Raw genomic sequence first — 17043 nt, forward strand, 5'->3', positions numbered from 1 at the left:
CGAAAGGGTCAGGAGGAGCCAGTTATGTTTCGTAATGTAAAAGAATTAATTGAGATTACTAAAGAAAAACAAATATTGATCTCTGATGTGATGATAGCGCAAGAGATGGAAGTAACAGAAAAAACAAAAGAGGACATTTTTCAGCAGATGGATCATAACCTGTCTGTTATGGAAGCGGCGGTTCAGAAAGGACTCGAGGGAGTTACGAGCCAAACGGGCTTAACAGGCGGAGATGCCGTTAAATTGCAGGCCTATATTCGATCAGGAAAAAGCCTGTCTGGCCCGCTGATTTTAGATGCTGTATCGAAAGCCGTTGCAACAAATGAAGTAAATGCAGCAATGGGAACCATCTGTGCGACACCGACTGCAGGTTCTGCCGGTGTGGTGCCCGGTACGTTATTTGCTGTAAAAGAAAAGCTGAATCCAACAAGAGAACAAATGATCCGCTTTTTGTTTACAGCCGGGGCTTTTGGATTTGTCGTGGCTAATAACGCAAGCATTTCCGGCGCCGCCGGAGGATGTCAGGCAGAGGTTGGATCAGCTTCAGGCATGGCGGCTGCGGCCATTGTTGAAATGGCAGGAGGAACACCCGAACAAAGCGCGGAGGCCATGGCCATTACATTAAAAAATATGCTAGGCCTCGTGTGCGACCCTGTTGCAGGGCTTGTTGAGGTGCCTTGCGTGAAACGGAATGCGATGGGCGCGTCAAATGCGATGATTGCCGCTGATATGGCATTGGCGGGCATTACAAGCCGTATTCCATGTGATGAGGTTATCGATGCCATGTATAAAATAGGCCAAACGATGCCAACTGCACTTAGAGAAACAGGCCAAGGCGGTTTAGCGGCAACACCGACAGGAAGAGAATTAGAGAAAAAAATTTTCGGAGGAGCGCTAGGTTCACGTGAAACAACATCAGCAAACTAGTATAGCTAACATTAAGGGTATTGGGCCGGAAACAGAAAAAACATTACACGAACTCGGTATTTATGACATTTCTGATCTTCTGAATTATTTCCCTTATCGCTATGATGACTACGAGCTGAGGGATTTAGAAGAAGTAAAGCATGATGAAAGAGTCACAGTCGAAGGGAAGGTTCATTCAGAGCCTTCTCTTACCTATTACGGAAAAAAACGAAACAGGCTGACATTCAGGCTTCTGGTCGGCCACTATTTAATCACAGCCGTATGTTTTAACCGGCCTTATTTGAAGAAGAAGCTTTCGCTCGGCTCTGTGGTGACGGTTTCAGGTAAATGGGACAAGCACCGCCAAACCATCTCTGTTCAGGAGTTGAAAAACGGGCCGCATCAAGAAGACAAAAGCATTGAACCAGTGTATTCTGTGAAAGAAAATGTTACCGTCAAAATGATGAGGCGCTTTATTCAGCAGGCGCTGACCCAATATGCAGACTCACTTCCTGATCCTCTTCCGGAAAAGCTAAGAAAAAGCTATAAACTGCCTGACTATTATCAAGCGTTAAAAGCAATGCACCAGCCTGAAACAAGGGAAGCATTAAAGCTTGCCAGACGGCGGTTTGTTTATGAAGAATTTTTGTTGTTTCAGTTGAAAATGCAGGCGTTCCGAAAGGCGGAAAGAGAGCAGACACAAGGGATACGGCAGCGTTTTTCAAATGAAGAACTCATGAGATTTATCAAAAGCCTCCCGTTTCCCCTCACAAACGCCCAGTCACGCGTACTTCGCGAAATAACAGCAGACATGTCTTCTCCATACAGAATGAACCGTCTTCTTCAAGGGGACGTTGGATCAGGAAAAACGGCAGTCGCCGCCATTGCACTGTATGCCGCGATCCTATCCGGATACCAAGGAGCGCTCATGGTGCCGACAGAAATTCTGGCCGAGCAGCATGCTGATTCGCTCGTTTCGCTATTTGAAAAATGGGACGTCAACGTTGCTCTTTTGACAAGCTCTGTTAAAGGGAAGCGGCGAAAAGAACTGCTTGAGCGTCTTGCGGCGGGTGAGATTGATATTCTTGTAGGAACCCACGCTTTAATCCAAGACGAGGTGGAGTTTAAGGCGCTGAGTCTCGTTATTACTGATGAACAGCACAGATTTGGAGTTGAGCAGCGCAAAAAGCTTCGGAACAAAGGGCAGGATCCCGATGTTCTCTTTATGACAGCCACTCCAATCCCAAGAACATTAGCGATCACAGTGTTCGGTGAAATGGATGTATCTGTCATCGATGAGATGCCGGCTGGACGAAAGAGAATTGAAACCTATTGGGTAAAACATGACATGCTGGATCGTATTTTGGCATTTGTCGAAAAAGAATTAAAGCAAGGCAGGCAGGCTTATATCATCTGTCCGCTGATTGAAGAATCAGACAAGCTTGATGTGCAAAACGCCATTGACGTGTACAATATGCTTTCTGATATTTTTCGGGGAAAATGGAATGTCGGCCTTATGCATGGAAAGCTGCATTCCGATGAAAAAGACCAGGTCATGAGAGAATTCAGCGCAAATCACTGTCAAATTCTCGTATCAACCACTGTTGTGGAGGTTGGCGTGAATGTTCCGAATGCAACGATTATGGTGATTTATGACGCCGACCGTTTCGGGCTATCACAGCTTCACCAGCTGCGCGGCCGTGTTGGACGGGGTGAGCATCAATCTTTCTGTATTCTGATGGCTGATCCAAAATCAGAAACAGGGAAAGAACGGATGAGGATCATGTCGGAGACCAATGACGGTTTCGAGCTGTCTGAAAAGGATCTGGAACTGAGAGGTCCCGGTGATTTCTTCGGGAAAAAACAAAGCGGAATGCCGGAATTTAAAGTGGCGGACATGGTTCATGATTACAGAGCGCTTGAAACGGCAAGGCAGGATGCTGCGAATCTTGTGGCTTCTGACGCGTTCTGGAAGGAGCCGGAATACGCTGTGTTAAGAGATGAATTGCTGAAGAGCGGAGTAATGGACGGGGAAAAATTAAGCTGAGTATCAGAAGTTTTTGGTGTTCAGCCAGAAACAATCGTTGCATTCCAATCTATGAAATTATATACTACTATTAGTACCTAGTCTTAATTGTCCGGATGGTGTTTAGATATGAGAAGAAATAAGAGAGAACGCCAGGAATTACTTCAGCAGACGATTCAAGCAACCCCCTTTATTACAGATGAAGAATTAGCGGGTAAATTCGGGGTGAGCATCCAGACGATACGTTTGGACCGCTTAGAGCTTTCCATACCTGAACTGAGAGAAAGAATTAAGAACGTCGCAGAGAAAACACTTGAGGACGAAGTGAAGTCTCTGTCACTTGATGAAGTTATCGGAGAAATTATTGACCTTGAGCTGGATGATCAGGCGATATCCATTTTAGAAATAAAACAGGAGCACGTGTTCAGCCGGAATCAGATTGCGAGAGGACACCATTTATTTGCACAGGCGAATTCTTTGGCCGTTGCAGTCATTGATGACGAGCTGGCGCTGACTGCAAGTGCAGACATCCGCTTTACAAGACAGGTAAAGCAGGGTGAACGTGTCGTAGCAAAAGCGAAAGTGACGGCTGTCGAAAAAGAAAAAGGAAGAACGGTTGTCGAAGTGAACAGCTACGTTGGCGAAGAAATTGTTTTTTCTGGACGCTTTGACATGTATCGTTCAAAACATTCATAAAGGTGGAGCATGCATGAGAATAGCTGTAGATGCAATGGGAGGAGACCACGCTCCCAAAGCTGTTATTGACGGAGTTATAAAAGGTATAGAGGCATTTGATGATCTCCATATCACACTTGTCGGTGACAAAACAACGATAGAATCACATTTAACAACTACATCAGATCGCATCACGGTGCTGCACGCAGATGAAGTGATTGAGCCTACTGATGAACCTGTCCGTGCCGTGCGAAGAAAAAAGAACTCATCTATGGTTCTTATGGCGCAGGAGGTTGCGGAAAACAGAGCTGACGCCTGCATTTCAGCAGGAAATACCGGTGCATTAATGACAGCCGGTCTCTTTATTGTCGGAAGAATTAAAGGAATTGACCGTCCGGCGCTTGCCCCGACACTTCCGACTGTTTCGGGAGATGGATTTCTTCTCCTTGATGTCGGCGCCAATGTCGATGCCAAACCCGAGCACCTCGTTCAATACGCCATCATGGGTTCTGTTTATTCTCAGCAAGTGCGCGGTGTCACTTCACCGAGAGTCGGACTTTTAAATGTCGGAACAGAAGATAAAAAAGGAAACGAACTGACGAAGCAGACGTTTCAAATTTTAAAAGAAACAGCAAACATCAATTTTATCGGAAACGTGGAAGCGCGAGACCTTTTAGATGATGTGGCGGATGTTGTAGTAACAGACGGCTTTACCGGGAATGTTACACTCAAAACGCTGGAAGGCTCTGCGTTGTCAATTTTTAAAATGATGAGAGACGTAATGACGTCTACTTTGACATCCAAGCTTGCAGCAGCTGTGCTGAAACCAAAATTGAAAGAAATGAAAATGAAAATGGAGTATTCGAATTATGGCGGAGCAAGTCTTTTTGGCTTAAAAGCGCCTGTGATCAAGGCGCACGGCTCTTCAGATTCAAATGCTGTATTCCATGCGATTCGGCAAGCAAGAGAGATGGTCAGCCAAAATGTGGCTGCGCTCATTCAGGAAGAAGTGAAAGAAGAAAAAACAGATGAGTAGTCTGGAGGTTTTTACATCATGAGTAAGATTGCATTTTTATTCCCGGGTCAGGGATCACAATTTATCGGCATGGGAAAAGAGCTTTATGAGCAGGTGCCTGCTGCAAAGCGTCTGTTTGATGAAGCCGATGAAACATTAGAAACAAAACTCAGCTCGCTTATTTTTGAGGGTGCTGCTGAAGAATTAACACTTACATACAATGCGCAGCCTGCTTTGCTTACGACAAGCATCGCTGTTCTTGAGAAATTTAAAGAATCTGGCATTACACCTGATTTCACAGCAGGACACAGCCTTGGTGAATATTCTGCACTGGTTGCGGCTGGCGCTCTGTCTTTCAAAGATGCTGTTTATACCGTCAGAAAGCGCGGAGAGTTTATGAATGAAGCGGTGCCGGCTGGCGAAGGAGCAATGGCAGCGATTCTCGGCATGGATGCTGAAGCATTAAAGCAAGTAACCGATAAAGTCACAGAGGAAGGCAACCTTGTACAGCTTGCGAATCTCAACTGTCCTGGCCAAATCGTCATTTCCGGAACAGCTAAAGGGGTCGAGCTTGCATCTGAACTGGCAAAAGAGAACGGCGCAAAACGCGCAATTCCGCTTGAAGTAAGCGGTCCGTTCCATTCTGAACTGATGAAACCGGCTGCTGAAAAGCTGAAAGAGGTATTGGACGCCTGTGACATAAAAGACGCTGACGTTCCGGTCATCTCAAATGTTTCTGCTGACGTGATGACTGAAAAAGCAGATATCAAAGAAAAACTTATTGAGCAGCTTTACTCTCCGGTTCGTTTTGAGGAAAGCATTAACAAGCTGATCGCAGAGGGTGTTACGACTTTTATTGAAATCGGTCCCGGAAAAGTGCTTTCAGGCCTTGTGAAAAAAGTAAATAGACGGTTAAAAACAATTGCTGTATCAGATCCGGAAACGATCGAGCTGGCAATTCAAACGCTTAAGGAGGAGAATGATAATGCTTAATGATAAAACGGCTATTGTCACTGGCGCATCCCGCGGAATCGGCCGCTCAATCGCCCTTGATCTGGCAAAAAGCGGCGCCAATGTTGTCGTGAACTACTCCGGCAATGAAGCGAAAGCAAATGAAGTGGTTGATGAAATCAAATCAATGGGCAGAAACGCAATTGCTGTCAAAGCGGATGTATCAAATCCCGAAGATGTACAAAACATGATAAAAGAAACGCTATCAGTTTTTTCTACGATTGACATTCTGGTTAATAATGCCGGGATTACAAGAGACAATCTCATCATGAGAATGAAAGAAGACGAATGGGATGACGTTATTAACATTAACCTGAAGGGTGTTTTCAACTGCACGAAAGCTGTTACAAGACAAATGATGAAACAGCGTTCAGGCAGCATTATTAACGTATCGTCTATCGTCGGAGTCAGCGGAAACCCTGGACAAGCCAACTATGTGGCTGCAAAAGCCGGCGTCATCGGTTTAACCAAGTCTTCTGCTAAAGAGCTCGCCAGCCGAAATATTACGGTAAACGCAATAGCGCCAGGATTTATCTCAACTGATATGACAGATAAACTTGCAAAAGACGTTCAAGACGAAATGCTGAAACAAATTCCGCTCGCGCGCTTTGGTGATCCTAGCGATGTCAGCAGTGTTGTCACGTTCCTAGCTTCAGAGGGAGCTCGTTATATGACAGGCCAAACGCTTCATATTGACGGCGGAATGGTGATGTAAGTTTTTTCTCGAAAATTTCATCATAGTTTCTCTAGTTTTTTAAAAACGAATCCACTATAATACTTGAGGGGAGGTGAATTGCTATGGCAGACACATTAGAGCGTGTAACGAAAATCATCGTAGATCGCCTTGGCGTTGATGAAGCAGACGTCAAACTTGAAGCTTCTTTCAAGGAAGACTTAGGTGCTGATTCCCTAGATGTAGTTGAGCTTGTTATGGAACTTGAAGACGAGTTTGATATGGAGATTTCTGACGAAGATGCTGAAAAGATTGCAACAGTCGGCGACGCTGTGAACTACATACAAAACCAGCAATAAGCTGATGCTAAAAGTCCCGCCGAAACGCGGGGCTTTAGCCCTTTATTCGTGCAGTTATTACAGCATGCCGCTTTTACGCGCGCTGTATCCGGTTTAGTCAGAGAAGCGCGGTGAACCTGATGTGCCTATGGAGGTTACTATGTCAAAACACTCACATTATAAAGATAAAAAAAAGTTCTATAAAAAAGTAGAACAATTTAAAGAGTTTCAAGAACGGATTTCGGTTCACTTTCAAAATGAAAAGCTTTTGTATCAAGCATTTACACATTCATCTTATGTGAATGAGCATCGGAAAAAGCCGTATGAAGATAATGAAAGGCTTGAATTTTTAGGTGACGCTGTTTTGGAACTGACGATCTCCAGATTCTTATTTGCCAAATACCCGGCTATGAGTGAAGGAGATTTGACGAAATTGAGAGCCGCAATTGTTTGCGAACCGTCTCTCGTTTCATTGGCTCACGAGCTGTCATTCGGCGATCTTGTCCTGTTAGGTAAAGGCGAGGAAATGACAGGCGGAAGAAAGCGTCCTGCTCTATTGGCGGATGTTTTTGAGGCATTTATCGGAGCCTTGTACCTTGACCAAGGATTAGAGCCGGTCGAAAGTTTCTTAAAAGTTTATGTGTTCCCTAAAATTAACGATGGTGCTTTTTCTCATGTGATGGATTTCAAAAGCCAGCTGCAGGAATACGTGCAGCGGGACGGCAAAGGCTCTCTGGAGTATAAAATCTCCAACGAAAAAGGACCTGCGCACAACCGTGAATTTGAAGCCATCGTATCTCTAAAAGGTGAACCACTCGGAGTCGGAAACGGCCGTTCAAAGAAAGAAGCCGAACAGCACGCTGCTCAGGAAGCTTTAGCTAAATTGCAAAAACACCATACGAAACAATAAAATCCCCCTTATGACTCAGGGGGATTTCAGTATGTATGCCGTCTTATTTCACCAATGTTTATGATAGAATTGAAATACTTATTACATAAGGAGGATCGCTATGTTCCTCAAACGTTTAGACGTTATAGGATTTAAATCATTTGCAGAACGGATTTCCGTAGACTTCGTTAAAGGCGTGACAGCAGTTGTCGGGCCGAACGGAAGCGGAAAAAGCAACATCACGGATGCCATTCGCTGGGTTCTCGGCGAACAATCGGCACGCTCTCTTCGCGGCGGAAAAATGGAAGACATCATTTTTGCCGGGAGTGATTCAAGAAAGCGATTAAATCTAGCTGAAGTTACGCTTACTCTTGATAATGATGATCATTTCTTGCCAATTGACTTCCACGAGGTGAGTGTCACAAGACGTGTGTACAGATCAGGTGAGAGTGAGTTTCTGATTAACAATCAGCCGTGCCGCTTGAAGGATATTATTGATTTATTTATGGACTCTGGCCTTGGTAAAGAAGCATTTTCTATTATCAGCCAAGGGAAAGTGGAAGAGATCCTGAGCAGCAAAGCGGAGGATCGCCGCAGTATCTTTGAAGAAGCGGCCGGGGTGCTTAAATATAAAACGAGAAAGAAAAAAGCAGAAAATAAACTGTTTGAGACACAGGACAATCTAAATCGGGTAGAAGATATATTACATGAGCTTGAAGGACAGGTTGAACCTCTTAAAATTCAAGCTTCAATAGCGAAAGACTACCTTGAGAAAAAGAAAGAGCTGGAGCATGTTGAAATTGCGCTGACTGCCTATGATATCGAAGAGCTGCATGGTAAATGGTCGACTCTTAAAGAGAAAGTGCAGATGGCAAAAGAAGAAGAGCTTGCTGAATCGTCTGCTATTTCTGCGAAAGAAGCAAAGATTGAGGATACAAGGGACAAAATACAAGCGCTTGATGAGTCAGTAGATGAGCTCCAGCAAGTTTTACTGGTAACAAGTGAAGAGCTGGAAAAGCTTGAAGGCCGTAAAGAAGTCCTAAAAGAACGAAAGAAAAACGCTGTGCAAAACCAAGAACAGCTTGAAGAAGCCATCGTTCAGTTCCAGCAAAAAGAAATGGTTCTGAAAGAAGAGCTTTCGAAGCAGGAAGCTGTCTTCGAAACGCTTCAGGCTGAGGTGAAGCAGTTAAGGGCGCAAGTAAAAGAAAAACAGCAGGCTCTCAGTCTTCACAATGAAAATGTCGAAGAGAAAATCGAGCAGCTGAAAAGTGATTATTTTGAGCTGTTAAACAGCCAGGCTTCGATACGCAACGAACTCCAGCTTCTTGATGACCAGATGTCCCAATCCGCTGTCACATTGCAGAGACTCGCGGACAACAATGAAAAGCACCTGCAGGAACGGCGTGATATTTCTGCGCGTAAAGCCGCATGTGAAACGGAATTTGCCCGAATTGAGCAGGAGATTCACAGTCAAGTCGGTGCATATCGTGATATGCAGACAAAATATGAGCAGAAAAAGCGCCAATACGAAAAAAATGAATCCGCTCTGTATCAGGCATACCAATACGTTCAGCAAGCGAGAGCAAAAAAGGACATGCTTGAGACGATGCAGGGAGATTTCTCCGGCTTTTATCAAGGTGTTAAAGAAGTGTTGAAAGCGAAAGAGCGCCTTGGCGGAATTCGCGGAGCGGTTCTTGAGCTGATTTCTACAGAACAGAAGTATGAAACGGCCATTGAAATAGCGCTCGGCGCTTCTGCTCAACACGTCGTGACCGACGATGAACAGTCTGCCCGCAAAGCGATTCAATATTTAAAGCAGAATTCCTTCGGCCGGGCGACGTTTCTGCCTCTTTCTGTTATTAGAGACCGCCAGCTTCAAAGCCGTGACGCGGAAACAGCCGCCCGGCATTCATCATTTCTCGGGGTTGCCAGTGAACTTGTCACATTTGATCCTGCATATCGAAGCGTCATCCAGAACCTTCTTGGGACCGTGCTGATCACAGAGGATTTAAAGGGTGCAAACGAGCTTGCAAAGCTTCTCGGGCACCGGTACCGCATCGTAACCCTTGAAGGAGATGTTGTGAACCCCGGTGGTTCAATGACGGGCGGCGCGGTTAAAAAGAAAAATAACTCCCTCCTTGGAAGAAGCCGGGAGCTAGAAGATGTGACGAAACGGCTCGCTGAAATGGAAGAGAAAACGGCACTGCTTGAACAAGAGGTCAAAACCCTTAAGCACTCCATTCAGGATATGGAGAAAAAACTGGCTGACTTAAGAGAAACCGGGGAAGGCTTAAGGTTAAAGCAGCAGGATGTGAAAGGCCAGCTGTACGAACTTCAAGTTGCCGAGAAAAATATCAATACCCATTTAGAGCTCTATGACCAAGAAAAATCTGCTCTGTCAGAAAGCGATGAAGAGAGAAAAGTGCGCAAACGCAAGCTTGAAGAAGAGCTCTCTGCCGTATCTGAAAAGATGAAACAGCTTGAAGAGGACATAGACAGACTGACAAAACAAAAACAAACGCAATCCTCAACGAAAGAGTCTCTCTCCAACGAGCTGACTGAGCTGAAGATCGCAGCGGCCAAAAAAGAGCAGGCTTGCAAGGGGGAAGAGGACAACCTTGCCAGATTAAAGAAAGAGCTCACTGAAACAGAGCTTGCGTTAAAAGAAGCAAAAGAAGACTTAAGCTTCTTAACGTCAGAGATGTCATCTAGCACCAGCGGCGAAGAAAAGCTGGAAGAAGCAGCAAAACATAAATTGAATGACAAAACGAAAACGATCGAACTGATTGCATTAAGGCGCGATCAGCGCATCAAGCTTCAGCATGGGCTTGATACGTATGAGCGTGAGCTGAAAGAAATGAAACGCCTGTATAAACAAAAAACAACGCTCTTAAAAGACGAAGAAGTCAAACTTGGACGAATGGAAGTCGAGCTTGATAATTTACTCCAATACTTACGGGAGGAATACAGCTTGTCCTTTGAGGGGGCAAAAGAGAAATATCAGCTTGAAACTGATCCAGAGGAAGCCAGAAAGCGCGTGAAGCTGATTAAACTCGCAATTGAAGAGCTGGGTACCGTGAACCTCGGAAGCATAGATGAGTTTGAGAGGGTCAACGAACGGTACAAGTTTCTGTCGGAACAAAAAGAAGATTTAACAGAAGCGAAAAATACCTTGTTCCAAGTGATTGAAGAAATGGATGAAGAAATGACGAAACGCTTTAATGACACATTCGTCCAAATCCGCTCACACTTTGATCAAGTTTTCCGCTCCTTATTCGGAGGAGGGCGAGCTGAACTGAGGCTCACTGATCCTAACGATCTGCTTCATTCAGGAGTCGAGATTATCGCTCAGCCGCCGGGGAAAAAGCTGCAAAACTTAAACCTCCTGTCAGGCGGAGAGCGTGCGCTTACTGCTATAGCGCTCTTATTCTCAATCCTAAAGGTTCGTCCTGTGCCGTTTTGCGTCCTTGACGAAGTAGAGGCTGCGCTCGACGAAGCGAATGTGTTCCGTTTTGCGCAGTATTTAAAAAAATACAGCAGTGATACCCAGTTTATTGTGATTACCCACAGAAAAGGAACGATGGAGGAAGCGGATGTGCTTTATGGCGTAACCATGCAGGAATCCGGTGTTTCCAAGGTAATTTCAGTCAAGCTGGAAGAAACAAAAGAATTCGTTCAGTAACGAGGAAAGAGGTTAAAAGATGAGCTTTTTTAAAAAATTAAAAGAGAAAATCACAAAACAGACAGATTCCGTATCTGAAAAGTTTAAGGATGGCCTTGAAAAAACAAGAAACTCCTTTCAAAACAAAGTGAATGATCTTGTATCCCGTTACCGTAAAGTGGATGAGGATTTCTTCGAAGAGCTTGAAGAGGTTCTTATCAGCGCTGATGTCGGTTTTACAACCGTTATGGAATTAATAGATGAGCTGAAAAAAGAAGTCAAACGCAGAAATATTCAAGATCCAAAGGAAGTCCAGTCAGTGATTTCTGAGAAACTGGTCGAGATTTATAACAGTGGAGATGAGCAAATTTCAGAACTGAACATCCAGGATGGGCGTTTAAACGTAATCCTTCTGGTAGGTGTAAACGGCGTCGGGAAAACAACAACGATCGGAAAGCTTGCTCATAAAATGAAACAAGAAGGAAAATCTGTCGTACTTGCCGCCGGAGACACTTTTAGAGCGGGGGCCATTGAACAGCTGGAAGTGTGGGGAGAGCGTACAGGAGTGCCTGTCATTAAGCAGACGGCCGGAAGCGATCCGGCGGCTGTCATCTACGATGCTGTTCATGCTGCGAAAGCAAGAAATGCCGATGTATTAATTTGTGATACGGCAGGTCGTCTCCAAAACAAAGTAAATCTCATGAAAGAGCTTGAAAAAGTGAAACGTGTTATCGAAAGAGAAGTTCCTGAAGCTCCGCATGAGGTGCTGCTTGCCCTTGATGCCACGACCGGCCAAAATGCAATGGCTCAGGCAAAAGAGTTCTCTAAAGCAACAAATGTTACCGGCATTGCTTTAACGAAGCTTGACGGTACGGCAAAAGGCGGTATCGTCCTTGCGATTCGCAACGAGCTTCACATCCCGGTTAAACTAGTCGGTTTAGGAGAAAAAGTTGATGATCTTCAGGAATTTGATCCAGAATCCTATGTGTACGGACTCTTTTCAGATTTAGTGGAAAAAGCCGACGATTAAGAAAAAGGCCCCAACATCTTGGGGCCTTTTCTTTTTTATCTTCTTACTTGATAGGCGAAATGATAAAGGCTGTTATCAGTGGATACCAGTCTTGATTCACCAGAAAAAACTCTGAATGGGATGATGTCATAGTAATGAACGGAAACAGATGTGTAATACGTATAGTAACCAGCAGCTGGCCCCAAATACATTGGAACCTCAAATGTTCCGTTTGCATCAGTGGTTCCTGAAGCAGTTTGTGTTGTGTTTCCGACCTTCGTGTCCGCTTCAAATCTTACGGGCGCGTTTGGCACTGGCTGTCCGTTTTGGTCGAGTAATTTGCCGCTTACTGTAATATTGTACTTGACTCGCCAATATTGACCTTGTCCATAATTGATTTTACCGTAAACCCCTCCATCTGTGCTGATATTTGTGATCGAAGCCTTATAAGGTGCCTCAGCAGCGTCTGCTTGCTGTGCCGGAAAACCTATTGTAAACAGGGCTGCCAGACATAACATAAACAATAAACCGATTTTTTTCATAAAAATCCTCCTTTAAATAGGGTTCATATACAATATCGGAATAAATTGGATGATATTTAGCGTATTTTGGAAAAAAGTTAATCACCGCTTTGACAAGATAAAAACTTGACAGTGTCAATAAAACCGTGTAAACTAAGTTATCGTAAAGGGATTTGACTTAACAAAGGGGAGAGCTCAAATGTCACTCGAAAAGACAACGAGAATGAATTATCTGTTTGATTTTTATCAGTCGTTGTTGACGTCAAAACAGAAGAGCTATATGTCGCTTTATTATTTGGACGATTTCTCCCTAGGCGAAATAGCCGAAGAATATGAGGTTTCAAGACAAGCTGTTTATGATAACATCAAACGAACAGAAGCAATGCTTGAACAATATGAAGAAAAGCTGCTCCTTTTGAAAAAGTTTCAGGAGCGTAAAGAGATGTTTAATAAGCTGAAGGAGCTTGCTTCCGGTTCAAAAGAAGAGGAAGAAATTACAGCTCTGATTGAAGCGCTTGAGAAATTAGATTAGGAGGCGGCAAACTATGGCATTTGAAGGATTAGCCGACCGACTGCAGCAGACGATTTCTAAAATCCGCGGAAAAGGGAAAGTCAGCGAACAAGATGTAAAAGATATGATGCGTGAGGTTCGCCTTGCGCTGCTTGAGGCTGACGTTAACTTTAAAGTAGTCAAAGATTTTGTCAAAAAAGTAAGTGAACGCGCTGTAGGCCAAGACGTCATGAAAAGTCTGACGCCCGGCCAGCAGGTCATTAAAGTTGTTCAAGAGGAACTGACTGAGCTGATGGGCGGCGAAGAGAGCAAAATCGCCGTCGCAAAAAGGCCGCCGACTGTTATTATGATGGTCGGTCTCCAAGGTGCCGGTAAAACGACAACAAGCGGTAAGCTTGCGAATCTGCTGCGCAAAAAGCATAATCGCAAACCGATGCTGGTTGCTGCCGATATTTACCGCCCAGCCGCAATTAAGCAGCTGGAAACACTCGGCAAACAGCTTGATATGCCTGTTTTCTCTCTTGGCGATCAGGTCAGTCCTGTAGAAATAGCTAAACAGGCTATTGAGAAAGCCAAGGAAGAACATTATGACTATGTCATTTTGGATACGGCAGGGCGCTTGCATATCGACCATGAACTGATGGATGAACTGACCAACGTCAAAGAAATCGCGAATCCGGAAGAAATTTTCCTGGTTGTCGATTCAATGACCGGTCAGGACGCTGTGAATGTTGCCAAAAGCTTTAATGAACAGCTCGGTTTAACCGGTGTTGTGTTAACTAAGCTGGATGGAGACACACGCGGCGGGGCTGCGCTTTCTATTCGCGCTGTTACAAACACGCCAATTAAGTTCGCAGGTTTGGGCGAAAAGCTTGATGCGTTAGAGCCGTTCCATCCTGAACGCATGGCATCAAGGATTCTCGGCATGGGCGACGTGCTGACATTGATTGAAAAAGCACAGGCCAGCGTTGATGAAGACAAAGCCAAAGAGCTGGAACAAAAAATGAGAACGATGAGCTTCACATTGGACGATTTTCTGGAGCAGCTCGGGCAAGTCAGAAACATGGGGCCGCTTGATGAGCTTCTGCAAATGATGCCGGGTGCAGGTAAAATGAAGGGCCTGAAAAACATCCAAGTTGATGAAAAACAGCTGAATCATGTGGAAGCAATCATCAAATCAATGACTGTTCTTGAAAAAGAACAGCCGGATATTATCAATGCCAGCCGGCGGAAGCGGATTGCAAAAGGAAGCGGGACATCCGTACAGGAAGTCAACCGTCTGCTTAAGCAGTTTGATGAAATGAAAAAAATGATGAAGCAGATGACAAACATGTCAAAAGGCAAGAAAAAAGGGTTTAAGCTACCTTTTATGTAATCGGTTATACATGATAAAACCGTTGTTAAGAAAAAACACTTTACAAACACTTTTATCATTGTTAATATACTATCTTGTTGAAATATTTTCGGAGGTGCTAGTAAAATGGCAGTAAAAATTCGTTTAAAACGTATGGGAGCAAAAAAATCTCCTTTCTATCGTATTGTTGTAGCAGATTCTCGTTCACCACGTGACGGCCGTTTCATCGAAACAGTCGGAACTTACAACCCGGTTGCAAAACCAGCGGAAGTAAAAATTGACGAAGAGCTTGCTCTTAAATGGCTTCAAACTGGAGCGAAACCATCTGATACAGTTCGCAACTTGTTCTCTAGCCAAGGAATCATGGAAAAATTCCACAACGCTAAACAAGGCAAGTAATGACTGATCAACACTTGGAAGATTTGATTGTCCACATTGTGACGCCGCTTGTTGATCATCCAGATGACATTCGCGTCATAAGAGAAGAAACCGATCAAAAGATTGCGCTGCGCTTATCTGTCCATAAGTCAGATACCGGTAAAGTTATCGGAAAGCAAGGCCGGACTGCAAAAGCGATTCGAACAGCTGTATTTGCAGCTGGCGCACAGTCTTCTAAGAAAGTTCAATTTGAAATATTTGACTAAAAGGGAGAGGGCCGGCACCTCCCCTTTTTTTACACGCAAAAAAAGGGTAAACTGATAGAAGCTTAGGCAAAATAGAAAAGCCTGGGCGAGTAAAAGTTTTAAAAGCGGGGAGCTTGGTGCGATGCAAATTATTCACCGTGTAGCCGTTATGCAAGTCTTAACCGAGCGCAGTAAAGAAAAGCTTTTAGCTTCTTTTGCTGAGAAGAAACAAATGCTTGAACGAGAATGCAGCCAGCTCTATTTTCAGCTTAGAAAACATGAGAAAGAACAGCAAAACCCTGATATGATTGAACAATTTAAAAAGGCAATAGAAAAGCGAAAAGATGATATAAAAATCATTGATTTTCAAATTGCTCAAGTACATACATTGCCGCTTGGCAGTGAGTTGAAAGAAAAGGAAGTCGATGCGCTGCTGACGATTGAAGCCGGGGATGACTGGCATGAGAAAACAGCAGCGAACACCATCGTCATAAAAGACGGAAAAGTAATTGAAATTCGCCAGAGGTGATCATATGACAAAGCGATGGTTTAATGTAGGCAAAATCGTAAATACCCACGGAATCAAAGGCGAAGTGCGGGTGATTTCAAAAACAGACTTTGCCGAAGAACGATACAAGCCGGGAAACACGCTGTATTTGTTTATGGACGGCCGTAACGAACCAGTGGAGGTAACGGTAAACACACATAGACTGCATAAGCAATTTCATCTCCTGCAGTTTAAAGAAAGACAAAACCTAAATGAAGTAGAAGAGCTGAAAAACGCAATCATTAAAGTTCCTGAAGAAGAATTAGGAGAGCTGAATGAGGGTGAATTTTATTTCCACGAAATTATTGGGTGTGAAGTATTTACTGAAGAAGGCGAACTCATCGGAAAGGTCAAAGAAATTTTGACGCCTGGAGCCAATGACGTTTGGGTCATCGGAAGAAAAGGAAAAAAAGACGCACTCATTCCTTACATTGAATCAGTGGTCAAACATATCGATGTCAAGGAAAAGAAAATTGAGATTGAACTCATGGAAGGGTTAATAGACGAATGAAAATCGACTTTTTGACGCTGTTTCCCGAAATGTTTGAAGGCGTGCTCGGCTCATCGATTCTTCAAAAAGCCCAGGAAAAAAATGCGGTGCAGTTTCAAGTCGTAAATTTCCGGGAGTACTCTGATAACAAGCACAATACTGTTGATGATTATCCTTATGGCGGCGGGGCAGGCATGGTTCTCAAGCCCCAGCCTGTTTTTGACGCGGTCGAGGACCTGACATCAAAGGCAGCCGCTGCTCCGCGTATTATCCTCGTATGCCCGCAAGGTGAGCGTTTTACCCAAAAAAAAGCCGAACAATTAGCAAAGGAAGAACATTTGCTGTTCGTTTGCGGCCACTATGAAGGCTATGATGAACGCATTCGCGAGCACTTGGTAACGGATGAAATATCAATTGGCGACTTTGTTCTGACGGGCGGTGAGCTCCCTGCAATGATGATCGCAGACAGTGTGGTCAGACTGCTTCCGGGTGTACTGGGTAAAGAGGCTTCCCATATTGAGGATTCCTTCAGCACCGGACTTTTAGAGCACCCGCATTATACAAGACCGGCAGATTACAAAGGTTTAAAAGTGCCTGAAACACTCTTGTCAGGAAACCATGCAAAAATTGAAGAATGGCGGAATAAAGAATCGATCAGAAGGACCTACCTAAGACGTCCGGATCTGTTGAAAGACTACCCGCTTACAGAGCAGCAAAGAAAGTGGATTTCTGAATGGGAAAAAGAATAGATTTTATTGCATAGGCTATGAAATTGTGATAAGATACTACTTGTG

Annotated in this window: 18 protein-coding genes; 17 read left to right on the plus strand and 1 reads right to left on the minus strand. The window is 44.3% G+C overall.

The features are described 5' to 3' along the window. Positions 1-24: 24 nt before the first annotated feature. The 10 genes from sdaAA to ftsY all read left to right on the plus strand — a co-directional run bounded on the left by sdaAA (position 25) and on the right by ftsY (position 12224). A complete protein-coding gene (sdaAA, locus tag CW370_RS03795) occupies positions 25-927 on the plus strand; it encodes an L-serine ammonia-lyase, iron-sulfur-dependent, subunit alpha (protein WP_003232049.1) in 903 nt (300 codons plus the stop codon). Then, positions 905-2953, plus strand: a complete 2049-nt coding sequence (recG, locus tag CW370_RS03800) for an ATP-dependent DNA helicase RecG (protein WP_024572417.1) — start codon at positions 905-907, stop codon at positions 2951-2953. The genes sdaAA and recG overlap by 23 nt, the downstream gene beginning before the upstream one ends. Positions 2954-3061: 108 nt before the next feature. Then, the gene (gene fapR / locus CW370_RS03805; protein ID WP_003232044.1) at positions 3062-3628 is read left to right on the plus strand and encodes a transcription factor FapR; all 567 of its coding nucleotides are present in this window, start codon (positions 3062-3064) and stop codon (positions 3626-3628) included. A gap of 13 nt (positions 3629-3641) precedes the next feature. Further along, on the plus strand, positions 3642-4643 hold the full coding sequence (gene plsX / locus CW370_RS03810) for a phosphate acyltransferase PlsX (RefSeq protein WP_003232041.1): 1002 nt from the start codon (positions 3642-3644) through the stop codon (positions 4641-4643). Positions 4644-4661: 18 nt separating this feature from the next. Beyond that, a complete protein-coding gene (fabD, locus tag CW370_RS03815; RefSeq protein WP_015383644.1) occupies positions 4662-5615 on the plus strand; it encodes an ACP S-malonyltransferase in 954 nt (317 codons plus the stop codon). Beyond that, on the plus strand, positions 5608-6348 hold the full coding sequence (fabG, locus tag CW370_RS03820) for a 3-oxoacyl-[acyl-carrier-protein] reductase (protein ID WP_024572418.1): 741 nt from the start codon (positions 5608-5610) through the stop codon (positions 6346-6348). The genes fabD and fabG overlap by 8 nt, the downstream gene beginning before the upstream one ends. 83 nt (positions 6349-6431) lie before the next feature. Next, entirely contained in the window at positions 6432-6665 is a 234-nt protein-coding gene (acpP, locus tag CW370_RS03825) for an acyl carrier protein (protein WP_003154310.1), read from the plus strand. A 139-nt stretch (positions 6666-6804) separates the two neighbouring features. Next, positions 6805-7554 carry a ribonuclease III gene (gene rncS / locus CW370_RS03830; protein WP_003232030.1) on the plus strand — a complete coding sequence of 250 codons (750 nt, stop codon included), beginning with the start codon at positions 6805-6807 and terminating at the stop codon, positions 7552-7554. A 100-nt stretch (positions 7555-7654) separates the two neighbouring features. Then, positions 7655-11215: a chromosome segregation protein SMC gene (gene smc, locus CW370_RS03835; protein ID WP_024572419.1), complete on the plus strand. Its 3561-nt coding sequence runs from the start codon at positions 7655-7657 to the stop codon at positions 11213-11215. 19 nt (positions 11216-11234) lie between these two features. Then, entirely contained in the window at positions 11235-12224 is a 990-nt protein-coding gene (gene ftsY, locus CW370_RS03840) for a signal recognition particle-docking protein FtsY (RefSeq protein WP_003232026.1), read from the plus strand. 35 nt (positions 12225-12259) lie between these two features. On the opposite strand, the gene CW370_RS03845 is transcribed toward ftsY, so the two are convergent. Then, positions 12260-12745, minus strand: coding sequence for an Ig-like domain-containing protein (locus CW370_RS03845; protein ID WP_003245834.1), 486 nt, complete (start codon positions 12743-12745; stop codon positions 12260-12262). 178 nt (positions 12746-12923) lie between these two features. Here CW370_RS03845 and CW370_RS03850 point away from each other — a divergent pair, with 178 nt between their 5' ends. From CW370_RS03850 to trmD, 7 genes are all read left to right on the plus strand, one after another. Next, entirely contained in the window at positions 12924-13256 is a 333-nt protein-coding gene (locus CW370_RS03850; RefSeq protein WP_003238590.1) for a putative DNA-binding protein, read from the plus strand. 13 nt (positions 13257-13269) lie between these two features. Then, on the plus strand, positions 13270-14610 hold the full coding sequence (gene ffh, locus CW370_RS03855) for a signal recognition particle protein (RefSeq protein ID WP_014479771.1): 1341 nt from the start codon (positions 13270-13272) through the stop codon (positions 14608-14610). Positions 14611-14715: 105 nt separating this feature from the next. After that, positions 14716-14988: a 30S ribosomal protein S16 gene (gene rpsP, locus CW370_RS03860; RefSeq protein WP_003220815.1), complete on the plus strand. Its 273-nt coding sequence runs from the start codon at positions 14716-14718 to the stop codon at positions 14986-14988. Continuing rightward, positions 14988-15233, plus strand: coding sequence for a KH domain-containing protein (locus CW370_RS03865; protein ID WP_014476792.1), 246 nt, complete (start codon positions 14988-14990; stop codon positions 15231-15233). The genes rpsP and CW370_RS03865 overlap by 1 nt, the downstream gene beginning before the upstream one ends. Positions 15234-15354: 121 nt before the next feature. Then, complete coding sequence (locus CW370_RS03870) at positions 15355-15741, plus strand: YlqD family protein (RefSeq protein ID WP_014476793.1); 387 nt, start codon at positions 15355-15357, stop codon at positions 15739-15741. 4 nt (positions 15742-15745) lie between these two features. Then, positions 15746-16270, plus strand: coding sequence for a ribosome maturation factor RimM (rimM, locus tag CW370_RS03875; RefSeq protein ID WP_024572420.1), 525 nt, complete (start codon positions 15746-15748; stop codon positions 16268-16270). Then, positions 16267-16998: a tRNA (guanosine(37)-N1)-methyltransferase TrmD gene (trmD, locus tag CW370_RS03880; RefSeq protein ID WP_029945957.1), complete on the plus strand. Its 732-nt coding sequence runs from the start codon at positions 16267-16269 to the stop codon at positions 16996-16998. Before rimM ends, trmD begins: the two co-directional genes overlap by 4 nt. Positions 16999-17043 lie beyond the last annotated feature (45 nt).

The organism is Bacillus sp. SN32, assembly GCF_002837495.1.
GTDB classification, from domain to species: Bacteria; Bacillota; Bacilli; order Bacillales; family Bacillaceae; genus Bacillus; species Bacillus subtilis.